The organism is Spiroplasma endosymbiont of Sarcophaga carnaria (genome assembly GCF_964019595.1).
Classification (GTDB): domain Bacteria; phylum Bacillota_I; class Bacilli_A; order Mycoplasmatales; family Mycoplasmataceae; genus Spiroplasma; species Spiroplasma poulsonii.
In genome coordinates this window covers 750,728-772,623 of the sequence record NZ_OZ026456.1, presented here as the reverse complement: position 1 = coordinate 772,623, position 21,896 = coordinate 750,728, and the positions used below count along the sequence as shown (strand labels likewise).

General features: G+C 27.3%; 20 protein-coding genes and 1 other RNA gene. 20 read left to right on the top strand and 1 reads right to left on the bottom strand.

Annotated features, from left to right (window positions below; all coding sequences use genetic code 4):
• Nucleotides 1–225: 225 nt before the first annotated feature.
• The 11 genes from AACK91_RS04570 (at nucleotide 226) to trmB (ending at nucleotide 11,216) form a co-directional block, all read left to right on the top strand.
• Nucleotides 226–1,074 carry a lipoprotein gene (locus AACK91_RS04570; RefSeq protein WP_338964574.1) on the top strand — a complete coding sequence of 283 codons (849 nt, stop codon included), beginning with the start codon at nucleotides 226–228 and terminating at the stop codon, nucleotides 1,072–1,074.
• A 276-nt stretch (nucleotides 1,075–1,350) separates the two neighbouring features.
• On the top strand, nucleotides 1,351–1,863 hold the full coding sequence (locus tag AACK91_RS04565; RefSeq protein WP_338964572.1) for a hypothetical protein: 513 nt from the start codon (nucleotides 1,351–1,353) through the stop codon (nucleotides 1,861–1,863).
• Between the two features lie 349 nt (nucleotides 1,864–2,212).
• Entirely contained in the window at nucleotides 2,213–3,238 is a 1,026-nt protein-coding gene (locus AACK91_RS04560) for a hypothetical protein (RefSeq protein ID WP_338964570.1), read from the top strand.
• 10 nt (nucleotides 3,239–3,248) lie between these two features.
• Nucleotides 3,249–3,557, top strand: coding sequence for a hypothetical protein (locus tag AACK91_RS04555; protein ID WP_338964568.1), 309 nt, complete (start codon nucleotides 3,249–3,251; stop codon nucleotides 3,555–3,557).
• A gap of 20 nt (nucleotides 3,558–3,577) precedes the next feature.
• Nucleotides 3,578–4,714 (top strand): hypothetical protein, encoded by a 1,137-nt coding sequence (locus tag AACK91_RS04550; RefSeq protein WP_338964566.1) that lies wholly within the window; start codon nucleotides 3,578–3,580, stop codon nucleotides 4,712–4,714.
• Entirely contained in the window at nucleotides 4,686–5,459 is a 774-nt protein-coding gene (locus AACK91_RS04545) for a DUF4091 domain-containing protein (RefSeq protein WP_338964564.1), read from the top strand. Before AACK91_RS04550 ends, AACK91_RS04545 begins: the two co-directional genes overlap by 29 nt.
• Nucleotides 5,460–5,471: 12 nt before the next feature.
• Complete coding sequence (locus AACK91_RS04540) at nucleotides 5,472–6,656, top strand: hypothetical protein (protein WP_338964562.1); 1,185 nt, start codon at nucleotides 5,472–5,474, stop codon at nucleotides 6,654–6,656.
• A gap of 18 nt (nucleotides 6,657–6,674) precedes the next feature.
• The gene (locus tag AACK91_RS04535; protein WP_338964560.1) at nucleotides 6,675–7,946 is read left to right on the top strand and encodes a hypothetical protein; all 1,272 of its coding nucleotides are present in this window, start codon (nucleotides 6,675–6,677) and stop codon (nucleotides 7,944–7,946) included.
• A gap of 48 nt (nucleotides 7,947–7,994) precedes the next feature.
• Nucleotides 7,995–8,426, top strand: a transfer-messenger RNA (tmRNA) gene (gene ssrA / locus AACK91_RS04530).
• 224 nt (nucleotides 8,427–8,650) lie between these two features.
• Nucleotides 8,651–10,582: an EAL domain-containing protein gene (locus AACK91_RS04525; RefSeq protein ID WP_338964557.1), complete on the top strand. Its 1,932-nt coding sequence runs from the start codon at nucleotides 8,651–8,653 to the stop codon at nucleotides 10,580–10,582.
• On the top strand, nucleotides 10,566–11,216 hold the full coding sequence (trmB, locus tag AACK91_RS04520; RefSeq protein WP_338964554.1) for a tRNA (guanosine(46)-N7)-methyltransferase TrmB: 651 nt from the start codon (nucleotides 10,566–10,568) through the stop codon (nucleotides 11,214–11,216). Before AACK91_RS04525 ends, trmB begins: the two co-directional genes overlap by 17 nt.
• On the opposite strand, the gene AACK91_RS04515 is transcribed toward trmB, so the two are convergent.
• Complete coding sequence (locus AACK91_RS04515) at nucleotides 11,182–11,784, bottom strand: YigZ family protein (protein ID WP_338964551.1); 603 nt, start codon at nucleotides 11,782–11,784, stop codon at nucleotides 11,182–11,184. The genes trmB and AACK91_RS04515 overlap by 35 nt on opposite strands.
• A gap of 288 nt (nucleotides 11,785–12,072) precedes the next feature.
• Between AACK91_RS04515 and AACK91_RS04510 the strand changes: the two genes are divergently transcribed.
• From AACK91_RS04510 to AACK91_RS04470, 9 genes are all read left to right on the top strand, one after another.
• Complete coding sequence (locus AACK91_RS04510; protein WP_338964549.1) at nucleotides 12,073–12,261, top strand: lipoprotein; 189 nt, start codon at nucleotides 12,073–12,075, stop codon at nucleotides 12,259–12,261.
• A 51-nt stretch (nucleotides 12,262–12,312) separates the two neighbouring features.
• Nucleotides 12,313–12,537 carry a hypothetical protein gene (locus AACK91_RS04505; protein WP_338964546.1) on the top strand — a complete coding sequence of 75 codons (225 nt, stop codon included), beginning with the start codon at nucleotides 12,313–12,315 and terminating at the stop codon, nucleotides 12,535–12,537.
• Between the two features lie 74 nt (nucleotides 12,538–12,611).
• A complete protein-coding gene (locus AACK91_RS04500; RefSeq protein ID WP_338964514.1) occupies nucleotides 12,612–13,574 on the top strand; it encodes an IS1/IS1595 family N-terminal zinc-binding domain-containing protein in 963 nt (320 codons plus the stop codon).
• A 325-nt stretch (nucleotides 13,575–13,899) separates the two neighbouring features.
• A complete protein-coding gene (locus AACK91_RS04495; RefSeq protein ID WP_338964543.1) occupies nucleotides 13,900–14,562 on the top strand; it encodes a uracil-DNA glycosylase in 663 nt (220 codons plus the stop codon).
• Between the two features lie 74 nt (nucleotides 14,563–14,636).
• The gene (locus AACK91_RS04490) at nucleotides 14,637–15,593 is read left to right on the top strand and encodes a hypothetical protein (protein ID WP_338964541.1); all 957 of its coding nucleotides are present in this window, start codon (nucleotides 14,637–14,639) and stop codon (nucleotides 15,591–15,593) included.
• An 89-nt stretch (nucleotides 15,594–15,682) separates the two neighbouring features.
• Nucleotides 15,683–16,924 carry a serine hydroxymethyltransferase gene (gene glyA, locus AACK91_RS04485; RefSeq protein ID WP_338964539.1) on the top strand — a complete coding sequence of 414 codons (1,242 nt, stop codon included), beginning with the start codon at nucleotides 15,683–15,685 and terminating at the stop codon, nucleotides 16,922–16,924.
• 110 nt (nucleotides 16,925–17,034) lie between these two features.
• Nucleotides 17,035–17,475, top strand: a complete 441-nt coding sequence (gene rplM / locus AACK91_RS04480; RefSeq protein WP_338964536.1) for a 50S ribosomal protein L13 — start codon at nucleotides 17,035–17,037, stop codon at nucleotides 17,473–17,475.
• A gap of 11 nt (nucleotides 17,476–17,486) precedes the next feature.
• A complete protein-coding gene (gene rpsI / locus AACK91_RS04475) occupies nucleotides 17,487–17,888 on the top strand; it encodes a 30S ribosomal protein S9 (RefSeq protein WP_338964533.1) in 402 nt (133 codons plus the stop codon).
• Nucleotides 17,889–18,010: 122 nt separating this feature from the next.
• Complete coding sequence (locus AACK91_RS04470) at nucleotides 18,011–21,883, top strand: AAA domain-containing protein (RefSeq protein ID WP_338964531.1); 3,873 nt, start codon at nucleotides 18,011–18,013, stop codon at nucleotides 21,881–21,883.
• The last annotated feature ends 13 nt before the right edge of the window (nucleotides 21,884–21,896 follow it).

Genomic DNA, 21,896 nt, shown 5'->3' with positions numbered 1-21,896 from the left:
TTTTTCATTATTAATTAAAATATTATTTACCGTATTAATAACATTATCTTTTCCATACTTAGTTACTAAGGACCGTAAAATAAAATAATGTTTTCTTTCCATTAAAAAATCAACTCCTTTCTGAGTTGATTTGTTGCACTTCACTTACACGATGCATTATTAATAAAATTTTTGTAACCTCTAATTTTTCAAATTAAAGGTTACAATTTTGAAAGGAGAAACAAAATGAAAAAACTATTAAGTATTTTGGGGGCAGTAACATTAGTTGGAACTGTAACACCAAATGTTATTTCATATCATAACAAAAAAAGTATCGATAAAAATGAAATTAGTTCAAAAGACCTTACGGTTTTTAATGAAATTCAAACTAAAGCTACTGAAAAAATTAATCAAAAAATTAAAAATAATGCTTATGTTGATAGTTCAAAAAATAACCTATCAAAAATCTATTCTAAAGTAAACAAAGGAGATATAGAACCTTATCAATTAAAACTAAGTAATTCTGAAGACAATAAATTAGCTACTTATTTTATTAGTGATTTTACAAAAATCTTTGATAGTGTTAATCGTGATTTACAAAATGAATATTCAAATTACTTTGTTAATGAATTACCATTAAAATTAGATGATGAAAGAAATGTTGTAAAAGTAACTTATATTGATGTTGAAAATTTACGTAATAAATTTCCAGCTGATGTTAAGCCAGAATTATTTTCGGCAGTTCGTATTGATTATACGGCAACAATTCAGTTAAAATTTAAACAAATGTATGCTAATTTTCAAATATCAAGTATTTATAATGTTGCAGAAAATGTTTCTGCATTGCAAGTCTTTTCCGATAAAGCAGTTACCTTTTTAATTCAAAATATTAGAGAATATTTTAATAAATTAGAGACTGTTAATTTTAGTGAAAATGAAATTTTTAAACCACTATATGATCAAATGATTTGAGACTTTTCTAAAAATAATGTGGCATTGAATGATACATTAAAAAATGCTGTTAAAACTTATATTGCAAGCAAAAAAGAATTCAAAGATATTACAATGAGTTACAATGCCGTTGACTTGCTTTAACAAGAACAAAAAGGTGGGTTAAACAATGAAAATAAAGGATATGGTGGTTTATCAAAATTTCAAGATCCAAAAGATTTAACATTATCAAATTGAATTAAAGATCAAGCGACTGGTTGAACCGATATTAATGGTGTAACAGGTAGTGATTTTGCTAATTTTTATAAAACTAAAGTTGCTTCAGTTTTTAATGTTGATGATAATGTTTACTTAGCTTTAGGAACATTTCAAATTAAACTAAATTATTTTAACATTTATGGATTAGGTTTAACTGGAACAATGAAAAATAAAGATGATGAAGATGCAACGATTACCTTAAACTTATCACGGGCAGGAATTGATAAAAAATTAGCAAATTGAGGGAAAATTATTATTGCCTTTTTAAATTATGTAAATGGTAATGTAATTAATAAAAATGAAGTTAATTTTGGGATACCAAAAGAACTATATAGCAAAATAGTAATTAAAAACCAAAAAAATGGGTTAAAAGATGTTTCAAAATTGTTAGTCACAGATTTTAAAGAATCTGATGGGGCAAAGGATTTAGAGGATATTGACCTATTCAATTTAATATCACATCCATTATCGCCAAATGTTAAGGGTGGATCGCGTTATGTTGATCCTAGTGCCTTATTTTGAGATGATCAAACTGAAGAACGTTGAGCAATTCTATTTACTTTTGGTGAAGATACAGACACTGGATTGTTTTACTCTTTTGCTTCTGGACAGCAAAGTAATGAAACTCAAGAAAAAATTGAGGGTGTTAATTTGGGAATGTATAAAAAAGCTTAATTTTAAAATTAAGCTTTTTTTTGTATGTTTTTGAAATTTTTACCCTTGTTTTGTTCTTATATACAGTTTCTAAAATAATTTTTACCTTTATTTTAGGCCCCATTTTAAAGACACATATTGGGTTAATGTTATTTATTGAGAATTGGGGATAGTTGCTTTTTTTACTATAATTTATTTTAGACTTAGAAATATCAACACAAAAGGAAAAACGGAGATAGCGAATTTGAAGAGAGTATTTTGCTTATTAGCAGTTATTTTTCCTATAGTTACGGGTTTTAGTTTGGTTTCTGCTAATTTATGGTGACAAGAAACAAAAAATTTAGGACTATTGTTAAAACCAGATTCGATTATGACAAAGAACAAATGAGGGTTAAATAGTTTACGTGGATATGATGATGGTTTAATGCCATCAATTCGTAGTAATGTTATGATGGGATTGCAAAATAACTTAGGAATAGAAGTTGTTAAAAATTTAAATGTTGAAATTTATTATGGTCATGTTACTGATAATAATTTTTATAATGCAAAAGTAATTGATTTTAATGATTTCACTAATACTAATTATATTTTTTGATTTACTGTTGGAATTTTTGCAACAGAAAAAAGTCCTTTTACAGGTCATAAATTTTTAGAATTTGATTATCGTCCAAGTTGAGAATCTGTTGATAATAAATTTGTTAAATTTGATAATTCAAATGGGCCAATTGATAGTGTTCCTAAACTTGTTAATAGTTGGAATAAATTATTAAATAATAAAATAATTCTTGATAATTTTAACGCCCAATTTCAACGGATGAATTTAGATATTACTGCAGGGATGGAATTACAACCAGGACAGTTGACAATTAATCAGGATATTAGTTCTTTTATGAATTTAAGTGAAGCCTTTGTGCCTGAACAAAATGATTTTTTAACAATAAATCCTGATTTATTTAAGTATGTTCCTGAACGTTTACAAACATCATTATTTAAAATTTCAAACCAGCCTTTTACATTGCAAACAGCACCAGTTATTAAAATCCAAAGTAAAGATTTTAAAGACCATAATTTTGATTATGCGATTCTAAATCAGGATGTTACTTTAGAAACTAAACTAAATGGCATATATCTTGAGATGAAACAATTTATTGTTAATGCTGTGCAAGATATTTATAATTCTGATTTATCAATTGATGCTTTTGAATTACAATTCCGTAAAAATGGTTATTCTGGTCCTAATTTATTGGATAATGAAACAATCTTAAGCGATTTATATACTTTTACTACACCAAGTGGAGAAAAAAGACATTGAGTTTGATTAGAATTAATTAATGCTAAAGATACTTCACTTGATTTAAGTACTTTGCCGGGGGTTCATTTAGGATTTAAGGTATAAAAGGGGTGATATGATGCGACAACAGTTATCATTTAAAAAAAGTATTCAAATTTTATTAGTTCTGGTTTTAATTCCGCCATTTGTAATGATGGTTGTTAGTTGTAGCCGATTAGGAAAAAACGGTTCTGGTGGCGGTAGTCATGGTCAATACGATAACCAGTATAATTTTCAATATGGTTGTGGTAACAATCAAAATCCACTTCCAGATGATAATTATTATTTTCATACCTTTTTGGTGATTCAAAATTTACATATAGTGCTTATAATGAAGATAAAAATGGAGACCAGGTTTTTTATGGAAATCGCTCAGATGTTTTAAAATGTAGTAATGATAACCCAATGTTAACATCATGAAAAAATCAACATCTTAATACACAGTTAATTTTATTAAATAAAGAAGACCTTGATAAATATCAGGATTTAGAAGTATCTATTATTAATGATAATAACGATCCAAATATTATTAGTGATGTTGTTTTTCTGACTTATATTAAAGCTTTTCCAAATGCAGCAAGTTCTAATCGTTATATTTATCCTGGGGTGCAGTATATGCCAGATGCATTAGGTGAAAGAACTCTCGCAACAATGCAATATGATGTTCAACCAATTTGAATTAGTATTTTTGTTGGGGCCAAAGCTAAAACGGGAATTCAAAATTTTACCGTAAAATTAAACTTTACGTTCAATCAACAAGTTAAAAAAGAAATTGTGCGTAAGTTTAGTGTTGATATTAAAAATTATCTTTTAACAACAGGTGATTCTAATAAACCATTAAGTGAACGATTTGGTTTTAGTGCTACTTCGTTTCCTTCAAATGGAATGAAATATATTGATACCGGGAATGACTCAATGCAAAATAAATTAAATTATGAAGGAAGGTCAACAGCAGAAAAGGAAGGACCCTTTGATAATAATTTACCATGATATTTTTCTCCAACAATGCGACCATATTTACTAGCTAATTTAAAAGCTTTAAAAGAATCAAATACGTTTTATTTATATGGTCCTGGTTGAAATTATCAATTAATTCAATGAGTAGGGAAATTAAATAAGCTAGGTTGAACCGACCAACAATATGAAGACTATATTAAAAGCAGTGATTTAAATGCCGTCTTTAATGATCATGCTTGAGAGTGAGAATTTGATTTTAATGCTTTTGATGAATATTTAAAGGTTGCTGCGCAGTTGGGATATACTGAATTTATGTTTTCAGCAATGGAACCAGGTACTTTTAGTTTCTTTTACCTTAAAAATGGTGCGCAAAAAGGACCACAACGAGAATTTAAGGCGGAGTTAGTAAATTCAAGTAACGGAATGCCAGGGAAAAATTTTGAAGCATATTTAAATACAATTCATAGTAAATTTATTAAGGCATTATCAAGTCATTGAAATGCCATTCGGAATAAACCAGAGTATCTAACGCCAAATAAACAACGAATTACTTTGTATGAATCATTTGACGAATTTAGCTGATAAGACAAATGAGTTAACAATGAAAAATGTTGCTCAAAATGACCCGTATGGTGTTATTAAATCTAGTGTTTTTGCTGGTTGACGGTTTCGTTATAACCCTTTTGATGAAGATGATATTCAAAATATTTTCTTAAATAAATATGATCAAATGATTTTACAATATCGTGAAATTGTTGAAAAGTTTAATAATATAAATATTTATAAACTACGAAGTAATATTATTCGTCGAAAATCTTTTGGCAATTCAACCATGATTTATACGTCATGAAATAATTTTCCTGCTGCTTATATTCAATCTGATAATAGTGAACAAGTTTGAGGACCATTAATGGCCTATAAATTAGGGGCAAATGGTTATGTTCGGTGGTCATTTGACTTATATCGTGATGATTACTATGCAAAAAAAGAAATGAATGGGCAATTTGAATCAGGAGATGATAACCTAGTTTATGTTGGAAATATTAATGGACCACGCTATAGTGTTCTTTATAAAAATTATATTGATGGTATGGAAATGGTTCATAAAATGATGAAGTTAATGGAGTTATATCCAGATAAAAAACATTATTTAAATCGGGCATTAAATGCAATTGGATTCCCAGCATCAACAACAAGAGATAATCATTATAAGTGGTATCCACAGCAGTTTACGTTAGATGATGTTGTGTTTGAACAACCAGGGTTAATTTATCATAAAACAATTGGAGAACAAGTATATGAATTATTTATGTATGTTAATTCATTATAAGAAGGGAGTTATATGAAAAAGTTATTAATGGCACTATTAGCAGGAAATCTTTTATTGACAAGTGTTGGCACAATCGTAAGTTGTCAGAGTCAACATACAGAACAACTTGATTTTGATTTGGCCAATATTGATGAAACAGTATTTCAAAATTATGATTGAACAGTTGATCAAATGCTAGGTAGTGAACTTGGTGGTTTTCAAACATTACGAAGTACTGTTCTTGAAATTTTGCAAAATAATGTTCAAACTTTAAACATTTTAAAAGTTAATGTTGATATTTATTATGGTGCTCAAACTACGCCTAATAAAGATTACTTAATTGATTTTAGTGCTGTTTGGAACTTATTGCCAATTACTTATTTTTCAATTCATATTACACCAAACAATTATGGTAATTATCTTAATGAAAAATGGATTATTATAAATACTAATGTTGATTTAAGCCAATTAAATGTTTTTAAAAATGAAACATTGTTTTATTCAAATAATCCAGTTCCAAGGGATAATGCTAAGTTAATGACTGGTTTTATTCAAAGTACTAATCGAATATTACAAACTGATCAAGGATATGAAGAAATTGTAGCATATTATAAAAGTAAAAAGATGTGAAATGATAATAAACCACCCCCAAAAGGTTTCTTTAATTTAGAAATTAATACGAAACGAGATGAAACTACCTATCTAAAATTTGATGCTGCAACTGCCACATTGGTCTTTGATCCAACGGTTACAAATAGTAATTATAAAACAATGCTTGATGGAAAAGGATTTGCTTTTGCCCAAAAAACAGCATTTTTATCAGTTTGAAATGTCACAATTGAAAGTAACGATTTTAATGCTAATGATTGACGGAACATTGATTGAAAACCTGTTCCAAATAAAACATATGATGGGACAACTACTGTGCAAGAAGTTGTGGCCGATGTTACCAAATATTTAGTTGATTGATCAACTCACGTCCATAATTTGCATTTTATGCGTGCGGCAGATGTTGAGGTTATTTTAAAAAAAGGAGCCCAAGCAAATGCTAACGATCCTTGACTACCAACAACACAGTTAAAAGACTTATGAAAAGCTAGCGAACATGGGAATTTGCCATATGTCTTTGCGTGGTTTAAAAATAGTAATAAAAGTTATATTAAAATCAATAATACAACGGGTAGTGTGGGGACGCATGTATCGTTTAAACTTAAATAGAAGGGGAAAAATAATTTTATGACAGATTTAATTTCTTTAAAATATTTTATTGTATTAAATGTTTTATTTTTCCTTTTTGCTAGTAGCTGAGAAGGAATTTATTTAGGTAAACATTTTAAAAACAAAAAAGCTAGCGATAAGTATATTGTTGGTAAATTGTTTTATCTTTTCTTAATTATGATCAATCTTGGTTTACTTTGTAATGTTATTCAATTATTTTGTTTATTTTTGACATCAAATTTTACTTTTACCACTAATTATTTTCCAAAATGAAGTTTATTTTCACGACAAATTTTTTATGCAATTACAACGGCACTTAGTATTTTTACTTTTGTTTTTTTCTTTGCAATGACATATTTTTATCAATGAAAAACTGTTATTTATTTCAATAAACAAGAAATTAAAAGTCTTTTTAATGAATATGATTTAGCAGGTGGTGTCGTTCGAGTTGTTAATTTTAATCAAGTGAGTTTATTACACTTTGCGGAAAAATATTTTATTTATAAAACGAATGGGATATTTTATCAGCAAATTACATCTTTTTTTAAATGTGATTTTAAGGAAAATAATAATAAGTTTCAAATATCGGCAGTAAAAATCTTACGCTTAAAACATTATTCAGCAGGAAAAATTGACTTTCTTTTAACAAAAAACTCTATTTTTCAACAAATTTGAGGATGGTTATATTTTGAAAGAGTTATTAATTTTGTGTTTATTATTTTAAAAGTAACAAGAATTCTTTTAATTTGTTATATTTTTTTGTTGGGTGTTTTACAATGAGATGCTAGGGCGTGATTATTTTATCACTATGATGGAACACAATATCTTTTAAACAAAGGTAATATCATTTATGTTTTAAGTATTATTGTAATTCTTCTTCTTCTTGTTGAATTATTATTCCGAAGTTTGTTATGTATAATAAATTTAATTAGTAAAAATTACTATGAAATTACGATAAATTTATTTAAATTTGTTATTTTAATTGTTACACTTGTGTTGTTTAGTTACTTTTTTAGTAGTTTAAATGCCTATGTTCAATACTTGAATTTAAAAAATGATAATCCAACAGTTAAACCTAGTTTAAGTGTTGAACGATTATTATTTTGATTACAAAAAGATTATTTACGAGGAATGGGCCTTTTCCTATTATTTCCTTTGGTTTTTAGTGGTTTTGATTTTATTCTTGATTGTTATGCCCTAACTCGTAATAGTTTCGCTCTTAAAACTGGGAAAGGAATTAAACGAGAGTATCATTTTAAACAGTTATGTCAGATCAAATCCGATGCATAAAAAGATTTTTATTTACTGTTGGGTAATTTGATAGTATAATTAAAGTATGGGGGTGTTCTGGTTTCGACAGGAATGATCTACTAGTATCGGCAGTAGTTTGGCAGACTATAATGCTTCTAGGTTTGAAGAAACGCAAACAAAAAACAAAACGAAGACAAAGTTGAAATTCCAGCATTCATGATGAACAATCAATTTGCTGGTCAATTTCAAGCGTTAGCAGTTTAATTTCTCGTTGTTAGAGAATAGCTAGCCGTAATAATAGTTAATTGTAGGTTATTAACCATTATCGTATCTAAATACTTAATCTAATAGAAATTCTAATTGATAATGTTAGGGTTTTGAAAACAACTTATTATCTAGTTATTTAATTAGTTGTCTAGTCCCACTATTAAATAATGAAAGAAAGATGATTAGACTAAACTGTAGAAGATATTAGAAAGTTGTTTGTGGACGCGGGTTCAATTCCCGCCATCTCCACCATTTTTTATTTTAAGTCCTTTTTAAAACTTATTTTTAAGGGTGTAAATTTTAAAAAGTATTTAAAAGGAATGATATAATAAAAACAATGCATATATTTTTAAATGAGGTGAAAATAAGTGGGTAATATTTTAAGTATTATTTTTGTATATTTATTCTTTATACTTATTTTTACTCTTATTTATGTTTTTACCTGAGGTTTAGTTCGAAATTATTTTACTCGGTTTATGATTTATTACCAAGCAGTTATTGGTGGTGTTTTTGCCATTTTAGTTATTATTGCGCAAGGTTTGATTCTAGTTTTTGTCCCACCAAAAACAGGGGAAGCAAATACGATGATTGTTATTAATATCTTTTTGCCAATAATAGTTTGCTGAATGATTGGGGTTTTTATTTCTTATTTATCAACAATTTTATATACGATTATTATGTTTACTTTCTTATTTGGGGTGTTACCACATCTAACTAATAACTATTTTTTATCTTTAACGGGAACATCTAATATTGTTATGGTTACAGTCCTTTATGGACTAAGTTTAATTATTATTTTTATTAGTTGATACTTTAAATGAACAAAATGAACAAGTTGGTCATTATTAGCATTAGCGTCGTTTATTACAACATCAATTATTATTTTAGTTCAATCTAGAATTATGGCTGTTTCAGCAAACTTAGTAAATGAATTATATGTTTTAGTGTGGATTACAATGAGTTATTTTGCTTATAGTATTTGTGCAATTATTGAATTAATTTATATTCATGCTTTAAAATTACAAAATATTATTGAATATGATCGAAACAGTTATGTTCGTGAAGCATTAGCACACGATGCTATTTATAATGTCATTCATAAAAATAAAATTCGACATGGAATTTATTTTACTTTTATGATTAATAATGTTGAAAAACTAGATCGTTTTTTAAGCAGCAATATTAAAAATAAAATTATTGACTTAATTTCAAACCAAGTTTTTACCTTATGAAAAGACCAAAATGTTTTATTTTTTAAGGCAAGCTTAAATCACTTTGGAATTTTTGTGCCCCTTAGTCAGGATGAAAAAATTAATATTGGTAATATTTTGCTACATAACAAAAGCAAATTACGACCAGAAACTGATTTATTAAAAGAATTTGAAATTTTATTAGGACAAGTTAATACTAGTTTTATTTTTAAAAAATACAAAATAATTGTTAAATTACAAGGTTATGCTTCATTATATGGTTTGCAATCGAATGATTTAAATAAGTTAAAAGAATATAATATTGCTACTGCTGATAATCGTTTAAACATTGAATATTTAAATCAAATTATTTTTGTTGATCCGGGACATATTAAGGAGTTATCAAATCAAAAACGCAGTATTTTAGCTTTAAATGAACATACGCAATTAGAAAAGATTGTTAGTTTATATTCGCCAATTGTTAATGTCACTGATGATTTTAAATTAGTATACCATTATAGTAATAACTTGGTTGATGGTGTTGATAGCGATCTAATGTTTACCAAGAATATTAGTAATTTTGGAGGACTTGTTCATGAAACAATGTTAGTACGTTTTAATACTGCTTTAAACATTAAAAATTTTCAAAAGTTAGATAATTATTTAGAACAAAAATTATTTATTACTTATCCAGCTAGTTTTATTGCTGGTGAACAGTTTAACTTAAAAAAATTTGCAACAAAATTAATTGAATTAAAAATTAAACCTTCGAATTTAATTTTAACGTTTGATTTAATGGAAACTGGTTTTGACCCAGAACAATTTAAACAAAATTTAACGGCAATTAAAAACATTGGAATTGAGGTGGCAGTTAAAAACTTTGGTGGAATTGATACTGAATTAAATAGTTTGTATTATTATGAGCCTAATTATGCTATTTTTGCCCCAACCATTATTCGAGAAATGTTTATTCATTTACATTATCAAAACTTAATTAAGGAATATATTATTTTAGCAAAAAAAATTGATGTTATTTTAATTGCGCCACAAGTTAATAGTTACTTAGGATATAGTAAATTAAAAGAACTAAAAATTGATTATATGTTTGGTTCATTGTTTGGTACTTATGATGAACCACAATTGGAAGTTAGTCGTGAGATAAAATTAGCATTATTAAAAAATAAAATGAAAGGGTCACAAGATGAGACTAAGATATAAGCCTTGAGCAGAAGAATATATTGAAAGCAATCCAACGGTTGCCTTACAGAATCCAGAAAATTATCAAGGACAATGAGCAAAAACTGTTTTCAAAAATAACCATCCCTTAAACATTGAAATTGGAACAGGAAAGGGTGAATTTATTGTTACTTTAGCAAAAAAATATCCAGAACAAAATTTTTTAGCAATTGAACGGTATCCTTCAGTTATGGTTTTAGCGTTAAAGAAAATTGTTGCTGAAAATTTACCAAATTTAAAAATTATTGCTTTTGATGCGACTATGTTATTAGACATTTTTGCGCCCCAGGAAGTTAATAGAATTTATTTAAATTTTTCTGACCCATGACCAAAAGTACGCCACGAAAAGCGGCGTTTAACTAACATAAAATTTTTAGAATTCTACCAATTAATTTTACAAACAAATGGTGAAATTCATTTTAAAACAGATAACGATCAGTTATTTGCTTATTCGTTAGAATCCTTTCAAACAAATAACTGAAAAGTTATTGATTACACGACTGATTTATATGATAGTGAGTATCTTGAAAATAATATTCCAACCGAATATGAACGTCGTTTTGTACAACTTGGAAAAAATATTAACTATCTTTATGTTCAGAAAGAATTAGATTAATCGCATTATTGTTTGTTCATAAAGTTAAACGAGGGATTTCTGTGGTTGCAAGACTAAATGTATAACTAATTGATTCGTTAAAAGTTTTTTTAATTTTAATGTTTGAATAATGATAAGTTAAATACTCATCAACAAGTTTAATTTTACTAATAGGAAATTGAATAATAATTTCTTTTGTTTCTAAAAAAGGGATTAATTCACTATTTTTTAAATTCATTTTAACACTATTTGCATAAGCACAAATTAACCCGCCGGCCCCTAATTTAATACCTCCAAAATAGCGAATAACTAAACAGACAACATTGGTAAGATGATGATGTAATAAAATATCTAAAATTGGTTTGCCATCAGTATTGCTTGGTTCGCCATCATCGTATTTTCGCATAATATTTTGATTTTTTCCGATAATATATGCATAACAATTATGATTTGCATTTAATTGCTGGTTTGTTTTAATAAAAGCAAGGGCTGCTTGTTCAGAAGTAACTTTTTGTATCAAACAAATAAAACGTGACTTTTTAATGGTCATTTCTCCAATAATTATTTTGTTTTCTTTTAGTTCTTGCATTTCTTCACCACTTTATTTTGCTTTCTTAATTTTTGATAAAGATTTTCATATTTTTTATAAAATTATTTTATAATAATTTAAAATAAATGTTAGCATTCTTTGTTGTTTTTCTTACTATTTATTTGATAGATAACCTTAATGTTTTTTTTCATTTTAGGCAAAGTTTCTTTTAACCATAATTTATTTGATAACTTGGTTATACGCTATTGGAAATAAAAAATTTGACAACAAAAGAAAAACAAATATAATAAAAATATTAAATAAACAGTGGGAGGAAAAATAAAAAATATGAAGAAAATATTAAGTATATTAGGTACAATATCTTTAACTGGACTTGGAACAGCAAATAGTGTTGCTTGTAAAAATCAATTTTCAGAAAGCGATCAAGCCTATATTAATTCATTTTTTATGAGCAGTTTATTTTTTAACGTAGATTCTACTAAAATGGCAAAATGTAGCGGGGCGGAGATTAGCTAATATAGTGTAGATTTAAAACCTAGTATAGGAGTTAAAATTAATAAAGATAATATGAAAAATATAATAAAAACCGATGATGTCTCAAACAAAGATGGTGTAATTAGTTATTTAATTCAAGAATATGAAAAAATATCAAATGGTTTAAATATTAAATTAGAAAATAACATTTGAAATTTTACCAATGTACAGATAATTGATAATAAAGAGAATGGAAAAAGTAAATTCGTGCTTTATTGTAAAACCCAAAAATTTAATCTTGACGTAGATTTACTTTAATTTTGTCGAAAACTCTTGATATTTATAAAATATACCTAAAATTAGGTATATTTTTAATATATGGAGGTAAATAAATGATGAAAAAAATAATTACAGAATTAATAAATAGCTTAACAGATGATCAATTTTTAAAATTTTATGAAAAAATAAAACAACAAGCAGACTTAATTAAAAAACAAAAACGTTTAAATGAAATTGATCAAAAATTTAGAGATAAAGGCATTATATGTCCTAATTGCAAATCTTTTCATTGTGTTAAAAATGGTCATAATTCCGAAGGAAAACAAAAATATTTATGTAAAAAATGTCGTGCTAGTTTTGATGCATTTCGTCATCATTTTACTTATTGAAGTCATTTAAATTATGAACAGTGAAATTTATTAATTCAAATTTCATTGTTAGGACAATCTAGTAAAATAATTTCTCGTTTTATTAAAACAACCCCAAAAACCGCTTGATATAATCGACAAAAATTAATGCAATCAAAACAATTAGAAAATACACAGTTAAAATTTAAAAAATTAAATGGTCAAATCCAAATGGATGAAACATTTATTAAAGAAATTCATAAAGGCAATTTTAAAGATAAATTTGATAAACGAAAAACTCATCTCGATCCATTTTCAACTGATACCAAATGCTGTATTCAAATGGCAGTTGATAGCAATAATAATATTTTTGTTCAATCCACCAATACCAAAAGATTACAAAAACAATGGATTATTGAAAATATGAATAAGCAACTAATTAAAGAAAAATCAATAATTATTTCTGATATGCAACCACTATATTTATTAGTAGCAAAACAAACAAATTCTACTCTATATTCCACCAAAACTAGTACAAACCCTGATACTAGTTATCAAAAGTTAAATAAGATTAGTAAATTACAATCCAGTCTTAAAGAAGCCTTAATTCATTATCATGGTTTGGGTTTCACTAATATTCAAAATTATTTAAAGCTCTGAAAATGAAAATACCAACACAAAGGTTTAACACCAAACCAACAATCAACGGTATTATATTTTAACGTTTAAAAAATTTAAAGCAAAATCATAATCTTACACAAAATTAGTTTTCAAATTGTCATATTGATGATTTTTTTTATTTCATCAAGAGTTTTCGACAAAATTAAAGTAGATTTATTATTAAAATATAATTCAAAAAATTATAATTATAAGTTAGTTTTTAAATCCAATAGCATTTAAAGAATTAATAATATTAAAATATTTAATGTTTTTAAAACATCAAAGGTTTTAGTTCAAGAATCATTGGATTTAAAAAAGTTTTTGATATAATTAATTTGCAAAAAATAAATACTAATAATTACAATATTTCAGACAAGTAATAGGAGATAAAATAATGTGAATAAAGTATGCAGTTGGTTGGAGAGAGTTTTTTGATAATGAAATTAAAAAACCATATTTTCAACAATTGTTAAAAAATATTGATAATGAATATGAAAAAAATATTTGTTATCCCCAAAAAACCGATATTTTTCGATTATTTACTTTAATTGAACCAAAAGATATTAAAGTTGTAATTATTGGTCAAGACCCATACCATGGCCCTGGCCAAGCTAATGGATTAGCTTTCAGTGTTAGTAGTGGTATTAAAAACCCACCAAGTTTAGTTAATATTTTTCATGAATTAAAAAAGGATTTAGGGGTTGACCATCATGCTAGTGGTAATTTAGAACATTGAGTTAAAGAAGGTGTTTTTTTATATAATACAATTGGTAGTGTTGTTACCAAAACGCCACTGAGTCATAAAGATATTGGTTGAACAACTTTTAGCCAAAATTTAATTATTTATTTAAATCAAATTCACGATGCCATTATTTATGTTTTATGGGGCAATTATGCAAAACAATATAGTGAGTATATTACTAACAAAAGTAATATTATTAAGGGATCACATCCGTCACCTTTTAGCTATAACTTGTTTAAAGATCAACAATTTTTTATAAAAATTAATAATTTACTTTTAAAAAATAAAAAAAACATAATTGAATGAAAAATGTAATGTATAATTGTATTATGTAAAATATTGACTCCACAAAAGCTTTATTTTATCAACATGTAGATTGCGGGGATATTATGAGTTTATTAACAACATTTAGCGATATATCGAAAATCTTGTATAGTAATAAAATGGCATATATTGCTAGTGGGGTAATAGGCGCACTTTTTGTCATATATTGTGTTTATAATGGTTTGTATTATTTAATCAATCCTAAACGTTATCACGGGATTCGTTTTACAACAAAAAATATCGCATATATTACAATGTTAGCTGCAGTATCAGCAACGGCTACAATTATTATTTCCGTAACAGTCCCAATTACTGTTTTTCCACCCGTTCGGATTGCTTTTGAAGGATTAATGGTAAAAATTAGTGGTTTTATCTTTGGCCCAATTGTCGGTTTATTGTCGGGGGTAATAACAGATTTAATTGTTATGTTATTTGTTCCTTCCTATGTCCATGTTGCTTACATTATTGTTATTGCTTCATATGGGTTTTTGTCGGGATGTGCATCATCAATTAATCGCGCTGTTGGAAAACATAAATGAGTTCTATTTATGTTAACAAATATTTTTATTATAATTTTTGGAACTTTTGCTGGGGTAATGACTTGATATTCACCAGTAGAAACAATTACTTTATTTGCTGGTTTAGAGGTTAGTAAGGTTGTCTTAATTTATATTATTGGGTTTGGAACAGGAGGAACAATTGTTATTATTTGAATAATAATGTTTGTTTATCGCTACTTTGATAAAACCAAAAAACGCTACTGAGATTTAGTGGCCATTATTATGCTGGCTGTTATTAATGAATATTGAGTCACCACGCTAATATCCGCCTGGGGGGATATTGCGTTCTTAACAGTTTCACAAAATAAAAAAAGTGGAACGGATGGTTATGGAGTGACAATGATTTCGCGATTGGCAATGGCCCCATTAAAAGTTTTATTTAATTCAGCAATTATTTATATTACTTATCGGGCTGTTTCACCATTGATTCATAAAGATACCAATGCCAGTTTACAATATTAAAAGATGATGAAAAAATAACTTTATTTAAGTTATTTTTTTATTTATAACTATATAATGATAATAGAAAAAATAGAATGGAGATGAAAATAATGAAAGTAAATCCGCAAATTAAAGAATTAATTAACTTAGAATTAAAGCGGCAACAAGACCATATTGAATTAATTGCTTCAGAAAATTATGTTAGTGAAGCAGTTTTAGCTGTTACAGGTTCAATTTTAACAAACAAGTATGCTGAAGGATATCCGTTTCATCGTTATTATGGAGGGTGTGAATATATTGACCAAATTGAGCAATTAGCAATTGATAAAGTAAAAGAACTATTTCAAGCAGAACACGCTAATGTTCAAGCCCATTCTGGTAGTCAAGCAAATGCATCAGCCTATTATGCATTATTACAACCACACGATACGATTTTAGCAATGGATTTAGCTGCTGGAGGACATTTAACGCATGGACATAAAGTTAATTTTTCTGGTCGCTTATATAATTTTTGCAGTTATGGTGTTGATCCAAAAACAGAAATGTTAGATTATGATGCAATTGAAAAAATTGCGGTGGAAGTTAAACCAAAGTTAATTGTTGCTGGAGCAAGTGCTTATTCGCGTGAAATTGATTTTAAAAAGTTTCGCGTTATTGCTGATAAAGTTGGTGCTTTATTAATGGTTGATATGGCTCATATTGCTGGTTTAGTTGCTGCTGGATTACACCAGTCACCAATCCCATATGCTGATGTTATTACTTCAACAACACATAAAACATTACGTGGCCCACGTGGTGGTTTAATTTTATCAAAACAAAAATGAGCAAAGAAAATTGATGGTGCTGTTTTTCCTGGTAATCAAGGAGGACCGTTAGAACATGTAATTGCGGCAAAAGCGCAATGTTTTTTAGAAGCATTAGAGCCCCCATTTAATCAATATCAAGCTGAAATTGTAAATAATGCAAAGGTTTTAGCAACAACTTTAAAAGGAAAAAATCTTCGTTTAGTTGCTGATGGGACAGATAATCATTTATTAATGGTTGATGTAAAAAGCAGTTTGGGAATATCAGGACAACAAGCAGAAGAGATTTTACAAAAAATTGGTATTATCTGTAATAAAAATATGATTCCTTTTGACCAAGAATCACCTGTTGTTACAAGCGGGATTCGTTTAGGAACAGCAGCAATGACAACACGTGGTTTTGGGAGCAAAGAATTCCAACAAATTGGGGAAATAATTTATTATGTGTTGAAAGAACCCACTGATGAAAATATTGCAAAATATCAAAACGAAGTTAAAAAACTTTTGCATAATTTTCCAATTTATTCAAATTGACATTTAACAACATAATTAATTTGGAAATATCAGTTTAAATTGTTGCTTATCCTTGCTTTTTTAGTTATAATATTACTGCTTTATACATTGGACCCTGGTACGGAATAATGTTAGGAGGCATTGGCATGAGACAAACTACTATCTTGAATTCAGCAAAAGTTGAAAAGAAATGATATGTTATTGATGCTAAAGGTCTAGTTTTAGGACGTTTAGTAAGCAAAGTCGCAATGATCTTAAAAGGAAAAAATAAACCAGCGTATACGCCGCACGTTGATTGTGGTGATAATGTTATTATTTATAATGCTGATAAAGTTAATTTTTCAGGAAATAAATTAAAGGGTAAAATTTATTATCATCATTCACAACACCCAGGTGGGTTAAAACGAACAACAGCAAAAGATATGCTAGTTAAAAAACCAATTTATCCAGTTGAACACGCAATTAAAGGAATGTTACCAAAAAATAAATTAGGAAGTAAATTATTTCGTAATTTATTGGTTTATGCTGGTAACGAACATCCCCATGAAGCACAACAACCAATTAAGTTAGAATTAACTGATAAATAAAAGGAGCGGGTATGGCAAAAAAACAAGAAGTTATTTATCGTGGGACAGGAAGAAGAAAATCTTCTATTGCCCAAGTTGTATTGACTCCTGGTAAAGGAAATGTGGTTGTAAATGGGAAACTAGCGTTAGAATTTTTCCCATATGCAACATTAGTGCAGGATTTTGAACAACCTTTAGAAATTACTGGTGTAAAATCAGAATTTGATATTCGTGTTAAAGTATCTGGTGGTGGTTTTACCGGACAAGCGGGAGCAACAAGACTAGGAATCGCAAGAGCACTAGTTGAAGCTTCACAAGATTATAAAACCTTATTAAGACATACAGGAATGCTAACTCGTGATGCCCGTATTAAAGAACGTAAAAAATACGGGTTACACGGAGCGAGAAGAGCACCACAATACTCAAAAAGATAGGTATTTTTATCAAGAGAATATTTCAAAAATATTCTCTTTTTTATTTTCACTGTTTTTAATCGCTTTGATTGTTATCTAATATAAGTTTAGTATAATTATATATGGATAAGAGTGGTGGACTAATGGCATTAACAGAATTTACAATTCAAGGGGATAAATTTAATGGTAAGAATTTATTATTAAATTTATACTTTTTAACAAATGCGAAGAGTAAATTTACTGATGATGATGTTAAGAACCTCCGTTTAAAAAATATTACAACAGTGAATGGATTAGATCTTTTTTTAAAAAAGGAGATCTATATCGCTGATTTTTTTGTTAGTTTAATTAATGATCAAGCAAAGATTAAAAAAGATAAAAAAGGCGAAACAAAAGAACTGTATGATATTTTAATTCGCTTTAAATCAATTTCGGGCTTTGATGATATTTTAGATCCAAACTTATCGTTAACAATTTTTGGTGATATTGACCCACAAATTGGAATTGTTAATGTTAAAAACATCTTTTTAACAGCAATGGAAAAAGAGAAACAAGAATTTGAGACAACGGCAACGACTGTTGTCTTAGAAATAGCGGATAATTTTTGAATTGATGAAGCAAGATTACGAACTATTTTTGATTCAAATGTTTTTGCTAATATGAAGTTCTTAATTTCATCTTTTTCTGAAGAAAAAGAACGCTGATTACAATATCTTCAATTTCAAAGCCAGAATTTAGAATATAAGCGTAATAATTCATGCTTATATTTAACACGGAAATTAACAGAATATGTGAAAATCCCAAAAACAGTTGCAGCAGTGGAAACTTTTCATGATGCTCGTTTTTTAACACCTAATTTTTGGTATGTTAATAAAAAGCATTTTATTAATAAAAGTATCAAGATTAATCCTTCTTATGAAGAAGTAAATGTTATTGATTTAGAATTAATTTTAGATGATTTTAATAAGTATCGTGTTTTAGAAGGATTAAATAATTTAAGTATGACGGGATTGCAAATTAATCGAACATATCAAAAAGAAAACCCCTTAACATTGTTTATTTTTAATTTTAGTGATAGTTATGCGCAAGATGGCACCGATATTTATGATTTAGGTTTTAATATTGCAACAACAAAAGAACAACAAAAACCGGATCTTAATGTAATTAAGGAAATAATGAAACTTTATATGATTGAAAATAATATTACAAAAGAGAAAGAGATTGATCCAGCAACAATTAAATTAGTTGCTGAGCATTTAAGTAAATATCAAATTATTAATTGCTTTTATGAAATAAAAAATGATGATGATATTTCAACAAAAGAATTAACAAACATTATTCCTCAGTATGGTTATTTAACTTATATTGGAAAAGGAGATTCAACTTTAATTCGCCGTAGTAATATCATTTTAGATAAAATTAGTAAAAATGATGTTGCCAACCCTTATTTAATTAATTATATTTTTAATATTGAAGATGTTAAATTAAAATCACAGCATCATTTAATTGCGTTAGAACAATTGCATTTTGCTTCGACTAATTTGAATTTAAATCAAAAAAAAGCATTAGTAAAAGCACTTAATTCTCAAGACATTTTCTTATTGCAAGGACCTCCGGGAACAGGGAAAACTGAGTTTATTGCTGAATTAGTTTATCAGTATGCTAAACTTGGGAAAAGGGTTTTAATATCTTCTCAAAATCATACTGCAATTGATAATGTTTTAGCAAGATTATATAAAACACCAATGTTAGTGCCATTACGTTTAACCGGAGAAGAAGTTCGTAAAAAAAATCGTTTTAATGATTTTAATCCGGATAAATTAATTTTTAATAATTATCGTTTTATTTATTCGCATTTAATGCGCCAATATTTAACAAAATGAAATGCGATTGATTATGATTATGAAAATCAGAAGAAGGAATTACAAAGTCTTAAAGCTCGGGCAAAGATGCTTGAAAAAGAAATTAAAGATTATAATACTTGAACACAAAAGGTAAATGAATTAGTTGCTGAACAAGAAAGATTAGGCAATCAAAAATTAGAATATCAAACTAATAATCGAAAATTAAAAGTTGAAATTAATAATATTGATAATATGATAGAGTTTTTAGGCAACTTAAGTTGAGAAGGAATTATTACCGCAACGGCGGACTTAGTTGAATTATTTAATAAATATTTTGGAACTTTAATTCAAGAAAAGTTAGGTTTTAAATTTGACGAATCATATTCATTAACAAGTACTTATCAACAATTATTAACAAAATCAGGAACTGTTGATCCATTATTGGTAAAAAAAGAACAAGAATTAACAGAATTAAAGAACGTTAGGCAAGAATTCCGCGATGATGCATGAATTGAGAAACTTCAAGCGGCGCAAAATGAAATTACGGAGTTAAAACAACAACTTTCGTTAAAACAAGATAATGTTATTTATCAAAACTTACAACAAAAATTTAAAAACGATCTGTTAAAATTAAAAACACATTATGAAGAACAAATTAATAATAATGAAAAATTAATGAATCAAATTGATGTTAGTAAAAATGCTCAAGAAATATCATATTTAGAAGTAGACATTGCAGCATTACGTAATCGCATTGATGCTTTGAAAATCGAAATTGAAAATATTGTTAATAGTATTAATCATATTTTTAATTTAAATTTAGTTGTAAAAGATATTACTGCGACAATTAATGAAATTGATAAGGTCATTAATGGCATTGATCATGATATGAATACCATTATTAATGAAAAAGCAACAAAAGGTAATTTTGTTAATAATATGATTACTTTCTTAGATAGAAATTATAATATTGCCGCTTTTTTAAACCAAGAAGGAATTCAAAATGATCGTTTTACTCCAGCAATGGAACGCGACACTGTTAACTATGCTAATCAGTTTTTGCAAGACAGTGTTAATGTTGTTGCAATGACCGCAACTTCAAATCAATCATATGCCCAAAGTAAAAATAAGGTTTTACAAGATTATAATATTGCTGATATTGATATTAAAAAATTTGGGTTCGATGTTGTTGTCATTGATGAAGTAAGTAAATTAACACCAATGGAAATTTTTATGCCGCTAGTATATGGTAAAGCGGTGGTTCTAGTTGGTGATTATCGTCAGTTACCACCAATTATGCCATATCGTGAAGAAGATGTTGCTTTGATTAATGATAATTATAATGAAAATTATAGTTATCATGATTTCTTAGAGTTAGTAACTAATTCAATGTTTAAAAAGATTATTTCAAAATGTGACGATTCTGTTAAAGAAATTTTAGTTAATCAGTATCGTAGTCATGAAGATATTATGCGAATTGTTAATGTGTTTTATGAAAACCAATTACAATTAGGAGATCAAGAAAATCAAAATAACGAAAAACAACATTATGTTACCGTTGAAAATGAGAAGGGTTTAAAAATTTTTGATAGTAAAAAAGCAATTTATTGAATTGATTCAACAAAAGATGAAAACCAAAACTTTGTTTATGAACAAGGTGAAAGTGGTAGTACCAGTCTTTTTAATTGATTAGAAATTAATTTAACGATTAAAACTCTTATGTTAATTGATACAGGATATAATGATTTAACTGCGAAGTTAAAAAAACAACCAAAAGTAGCGGTGATTAGTTTTTATGGATTGCATGTAAAAAAATTACGGAAAACTATTAGTAATTTAAAGTTTAAAAATATTAAAGTTGAAGTCTCAACTGTTGATGATTATCAAGGACGAGAAACAGAAATAGTTATTGTTAATACTGTTCGTCATCCACAACGGCAACTTAATGCTAATAAAGAATTTGTTAAAAAGTATGAACGGTTAAATGTTGCCTTTTCTAGGGCAAAAAATATGTTAATTATTATTGGAGCAATTAATTTCTTTGCTAATATTGATGTTGAGATTCCAACGATTATTAATCCAAATGTAACAACCACAATTAAAGCATATTATGAAATTTTACGAATTATTGATAATTATGGTCTTATTTGACATGCAAAAGATTTATTATAGAAGTTAGAGGTAG